Source organism: Brevundimonas vesicularis NBRC 12165 (genome assembly GCF_001592205.1).
Taxonomy (GTDB): domain Bacteria; phylum Pseudomonadota; class Alphaproteobacteria; order Caulobacterales; family Caulobacteraceae; genus Brevundimonas; species Brevundimonas vesicularis.
The window spans coordinates 1-5,650 of record NZ_BCWM01000033.1; the positions used below are offsets into that span (position 1 = coordinate 1).

Sequence of the window (5,650 nt, forward strand, 5' to 3'; positions counted from 1 at the left end):
GGGTGCGGGAGTAGGATTTGAACCTACGACCTTCAGGTTATGAGCCTGACGAGCTACCGGGCTGCTCCATCCCGCGGCAAACGGTAGTGTATCGTGAAGGAAGAACGGTTCGAGAAGGACCGCGATTGCGGTTTTTGTTCATCATCGGCTGTCCGCCTGGTAGACCCGGCGGCGACCTACTCTCCCGCGCCTTGAGACGAAGTACCATTGGCTCTGGAGGGCTTAACGACCGAGTTCGGAATGGGATCGGGTGGGGAACCTCCGACATAGCCACCAGGTCAACCAGGGGGACAGCGGATGATGAGAAGACATTGTCTGAGATTGCTCTGGTCAAGGAGCAATCATCGAATGAGTTTTGCTGAGAAACGATCAAACCGATCGGATTATTAGTACCAGTAAGCTTCATGGGTCGCCCCACTTCCACACCTGGCCTATCAACGTGGTAGTCTTCCACGATCCTCAGCGAAGCCTTGTTTTGAGGTTAGTTTCCCGCTTAGATGCTTTCAGCGGTTATCTATTCCATACTTAGCTACCCTGCTGCACAGCTGGCGCCATGACAGGTACACCAGAGGTATGTCCATCCCGGTCCTCTCGTACTAGGGACAGATCCTCTCAAGCTTCGAACACCCACGGCAGATAGGGACCAAACTGTCTCACGACGTTCTGAACCCAGCTCACGTACCACTTTAAATGGCGAACAGCCATACCCTTGGGACCTGCTCCAGCCCCAGGATGTGATGAGCCGACATCGAGGTGCCAAACTTTGCCGTCGATATGGACTCTTGGGCAAAATCAGCCTGTTATCCCTAGAGTACCTTTTATCCGTTGAGCGATGGCCCTTCCACTCGGGACCACCGGATCACTATGGCCGACTTTCGTCTCTGCTCGACTTGTCAGTCTCGCAGTCAGGCGGGCTTATGCCATTGCACTCGACGACCGATTTCCGACCGGTCTGAGCCCACCATCGCGCGCCTCCGTTACACTTTAGGAGGCGACCGCCCCAGTCAAACTACCCACCACGCCATGTCCCGGGACCGGATAACGGCCCTCGGTTAGACGTCAACGACAGTAAGGGTGGTATTTCAAGGACGACTCCACCAGAGCTGGCGCCCCGGTTTCATAGTCTCCCACCTATCCTACACATACGGTCGCTAACGCCAAGGCGAAGCTATAGTAAAGGTTCATAGGGTCTTTCCGTCTGACCGCGGGAACCCCGCATCTTCACGGGGAATTCAATTTCACTGAGCCTATGCTGGAGACAGTGGGGAAGTCGTTACGCCATTCGTGCAGGTCGGAACTTACCCGACAAGGAATTTCGCTACCTTAGGACCGTTATAGTTACGGCCGCCGTTTACCTGGGCTTCAGTTCGACGCTTTCACATCTCCCTTTAACCTTCAGGCACCGGGCAGGCGTCAGACCCTATACGTCGCATTGCTGCTTCGCAGAGCCCTGTGTTTTTGCTAAACAGTCGCTACCCCCTGGCTTGTGCCACTCAGTCCTGCTTGCGCAAGGTGAGTCACGCTTATTCCGAAGTTACGCGTGCAATTTGCCGAGTTCCTTCAGCATAGTTCTCTCAAACGCCTTGGTATGCTCTACCTGACCACCTGTGTCGGTTTCGGGTACGGTCTCTGCTGGAGTTATTTCCTGGGACAACGCCCCCGCACACACAATCCAATAAGTGGGTACGAGTTAAGCCATCCGTCACTTCCAGCTGGTGCAGGAATATTTACCTGCTTCCCATCGACTACGCTTTTCAGCCTCGCCTTAGGGGCCGACTAACCCTGCGCAGATTAGCTTTACGCAGGAACCCTTGGTCTTTCGGCGAGAGTGTCTCTCACACTCTTATCGTTACTCATGTCAGCATTCTCACTTCCGATACCTCCAGCCAGGCTCACGCCTGACCTTCACCGGCCTACGGAACGCTCCGCTACCGCTTGCAGTAAACTGCAAACCCATATCTTCGGCGCACGGCTTGAGCCCCGTTACATTTTCCGCGCAGGATCGCTTGATCAGTGAGCTGTTACGCTTTCTTTAAAGGATGGCTGCTTCTAAGCCAACCTCCTGATTGTCAAAGCAATCCCACATCGTTTCCCACTTAGCCGTGACTTGGGGGCCTTAGATGATGGTTAGGGTTGTTTCCCTTTTCACGACGGACGTTAGCACCCGCCGTGTGTCTGCCCGATAGTTCTCTTGGGTATTCGGAGTTTGGTTAGTATTGGTACCGCTCGCGCAGCCCGCAACCATCCAGTGCTCTACCCCCCAAGGAATTCGTCGGACGCTCTACCTAAATAGATTTCGCGGAGAACCAGCTATGTCCAGGTTTGATTGGCCTTTCACCCCTATCCACAAGTCATCCCAGAATTTTTCAACATTCACGGGTTCGGTCCTCCAGTTGGTGTTACCCAACCTTCAACCTGCTCATGGATAGATCACCTGGTTTCGGGTCGTCATACGTCGAACTTAGCGCCCTATTCAGACTCGCTTTCGCTGCGCCTACACCTAACGGCTTAAGCTTGCTCGACACATGAAGTCGCTGACCCATTATACAAAAGGTACGCCGTCACCGCGCTTGGCGGCTCCGACTGCTTGTAGGCTTCCGATTTCAGGATCTGTTTCACTCCCCTTGTCGGGGTGCTTTTCACCTTTCCCTCACGGTACTTGTTCACTATCGGTCGTAGAGGAGTACTTAGGCTTGGAGGGTGGTCCCCCCATGTTCAGACAGGATTTCACGTGTCCCGCCCTACTCGAGTCTCTTGCTGTTTGATGACTACGGGGCTTTCACCCACTATGGCCGACCTTTCCAGATCGTTCGTCTTTATTTCACAAGAGCACTGGCCTGGTCCCGGTTCGCTCGCCACTACTACGGGAGTCTCGGTTGATGTCCTTTCCTCCGGGTACTGAGATGTTTCAGTTCCCCGGGTTCGCTTAATGAAGCCTATGTATTCAGCTCATTATACCTTTCAACAATCCGCCAATCGCTGCTTCCGAAGAAACAGAGTTGGAAGACTGTAAAGGTGGGTTTCCCCATTCGGAAATAACCGGATCAAAGGGTGCTAGCGCCTCCCCGGTTCTTATCGCAGCTTGCCACGTCCTTCATCGCCTCTCTACGCCAAGGCATCCGTCAGAAGCCCTTCAACGTTTGATCGTTTCTCAGCAAAACTCATGCTTGGTTTATTCCGCCCGACTGGAAAGATGCCGGGGGACCAAGCCTGATTTTTGTCAGACAATGTCTTCTTCTCGAACAGAGACCTCAAAGCTCAGGGGAGCCGGTCACGTTCTTCCTTTACGATATCAATGCCAGCCGACGAGCGCCGACGGGCAATTCTTGATGCGATCACAAGATCCTGGTGGAGCCAGACGGAGTCGAACCGACGACATCCTGCTTGCAAAGCAGGCGCTCTACCAACTGAGCTATGGCCCCATTCCATCAGGAATAGTGCGAAGCCCAGGAGAGCTGTCGGCGATGCCGTCTTGAGGCTGAGAACCCCCAGCGAACCAGAAGTCCTGGTAGGCCCGGGCAGACTCGAACTGCCGACCTTACGCTTATCAGGCGTACGCTCTAACCACCTGAGCTACGGGCCTATGGCAGCGACAGCCGGGTCATAAACACCCAGGCTCGCGATCGCGTCACCAACTCAACGACCCGTATGGTCGAGGCGTCGATGACGAAAGTGGAAAGAGAAACGGAGACGGCGGCGTTCCGCCGTTTGTGCCTAGCGCTATCGCATTGCTGCTTGAGCGCATCAGCTATTGGAGCCTCAATAGACAGTCTCGTGAGAGACGGCCTGGAGAAGCATCCTTAGAAAGGAGGTGATCCAGCCGCAGGTTCCCCTACGGCTACCTTGTTACGACTTCACCCCAGTCGCTGACCCTACCGTGGTCGCCTGCCTCCTTGCGGTCAGCGCAGCGCCTTCGGGTAGAACCAACTCCCATGGTGTGACGGGCGGTGTGTACAAGGCCCGGGAACGTATTCACCGCGGCATGCTGATCCGCGATTACTAGCGATTCCAACTTCATGCCCTCGAGTTGCAGAGGACAATCCGAACTGAGACGACTTTTAAGGATTAACCCTCTGTAGTCGCCATTGTAGCACGTGTGTAGCCCACCCTGTAAGGGCCATGAGGACTTGACGTCATCCCCACCTTCCTCCGGCTTAGCACCGGCAGTCCCATTAGAGTTCCCAACTAAATGATGGCAACTAATGGCGAGGGTTGCGCTCGTTGCGGGACTTAACCCAACATCTCACGACACGAGCTGACGACAGCCATGCAGCACCTGTGTCCTAGTCCCCGAAGGGAAAGCCAGATCTCTCTGGCGGTCCAGGCATGTCAAAAGGTGGTAAGGTTCTGCGCGTTGCTTCGAATTAAACCACATGCTCCACCGCTTGTGCGGGCCCCCGTCAATTCCTTTGAGTTTTAATCTTGCGACCGTACTCCCCAGGCGGATTGCTTAATGCGTTAGCTGCGTCACCGAAATGCATGCATCCCGACAACTAGCAATCATCGTTTACGGCGTGGACTACCAGGGTATCTAATCCTGTTTGCTCCCCACGCTTTCGAGCCTCAGCGTCAGTAATGAGCCAGTGTGTCGCCTTCGCCACTGGTGTTCTTCCGAATATCTACGAATTTCACCTCTACACTCGGAGTTCCACACACCTCTCTCATACTCAAGACACCCAGTATCAAAGGCAATTCCGAGGTTGAGCCCCGGGATTTCACCCCTGACTTAAATGTCCGCCTACGCTCCCTTTACGCCCAGTAATTCCGAGCAACGCTAGCCCCCTTCGTATTACCGCGGCTGCTGGCACGAAGTTAGCCGGGGCTTCTTCTCCGGGTACCGTCATTATCGTCCCCGGTGAAAGAATTTTACAATCCTAAGACCTTCATCATTCACGCGGCATGGCTGCGTCAGGCTTTCGCCCATTGCGCAAGATTCCCCACTGCTGCCTCCCGTAGGAGTTTGGGCCGTGTCTCAGTCCCAATGTGGCTGATCATCCTCTCAGACCAGCTACTGATCGTCGCCTTGGTGAGCCTTTACCTCACCAACTAGCTAATCAGACGCGGGCCGCTCTAAAGGCGATAAATCTTTCCCCCGAAGGGCACATTCGGTATTAGCACAAGTTTCCCTGAGTTATTCCGAACCTAAAGGCACGTTCCCACGTGTTACTCACCCGTCCGCCACTAACTCCGAAGAGTTCGTTCGACTTGCATGTGTTAGGCCTGCCGCCAGCGTTCGCTCTGAGCCAGGATCAAACTCTCAGGTTGAGTTGACTTCTGACCTAAGCTTGAAGACCACCGAAGCGGTCTTGGCATTAGTTCTACGTATTTTATTGACGAGTTCCCACGTCATCGATCCGAAGACCGACGCATGGTATCTTTTCAAAAAGACCGCAGATAGTCAGTGTCGTATGATGACCTTCTAGGGTCATCGCAAGAACACCGCCGCCTGCGTTTCTCTTTCCAAATCAACAATGTCAAAGACCTGGAACCTCCGAAGAGGCCCGACCGTTTAGCGCCGTGTCGTCGGCGGAGGCGGCGATTTAGAGAACCGCAAACCCCGTGTCAACCGCTCTTTTCAGAGATCTTTCGGAGAGAAGAGCGAACCCTTCAGACCGCAAGAAACCACCGGAGGAAAGCGAGGCTTACCTCT

At 54.3% G+C, this 5,650-nt stretch carries 3 tRNA genes and 3 rRNA genes; all 6 read right to left on the reverse strand.

Going from position 1 to position 5,650, the window contains the following annotated elements:
* Positions 1–2 precede the first annotated feature (2 nt).
* The 6 genes from BVE01S_RS16310 to BVE01S_RS16335 all read right to left on the reverse strand — a co-directional run bounded on the left by BVE01S_RS16310 (position 3) and on the right by BVE01S_RS16335 (position 5,265).
* Positions 3–76 (reverse strand) — tRNA-Met (locus BVE01S_RS16310).
* Between the two features lie 87 nt (positions 77–163).
* Positions 164–278 (reverse strand): 5S ribosomal RNA (gene rrf / locus BVE01S_RS16315).
* A gap of 87 nt (positions 279–365) precedes the next feature.
* Positions 366–3,146 (reverse strand): 23S ribosomal RNA (locus BVE01S_RS16320).
* Positions 3,147–3,346: 200 nt separating this feature from the next.
* Positions 3,347–3,422: transfer RNA gene (locus BVE01S_RS16325), tRNA-Ala, on the reverse strand.
* An 84-nt stretch (positions 3,423–3,506) separates the two neighbouring features.
* Positions 3,507–3,583: transfer RNA gene (locus BVE01S_RS16330), tRNA-Ile, on the reverse strand.
* A gap of 221 nt (positions 3,584–3,804) precedes the next feature.
* Positions 3,805–5,265 (reverse strand): 16S ribosomal RNA (locus BVE01S_RS16335).
* The 16S, 23S and 5S rRNA genes sit together here with 3 tRNA genes alongside, the layout of an rRNA operon.
* Positions 5,266–5,650: the final 385 nt, after the last annotated feature.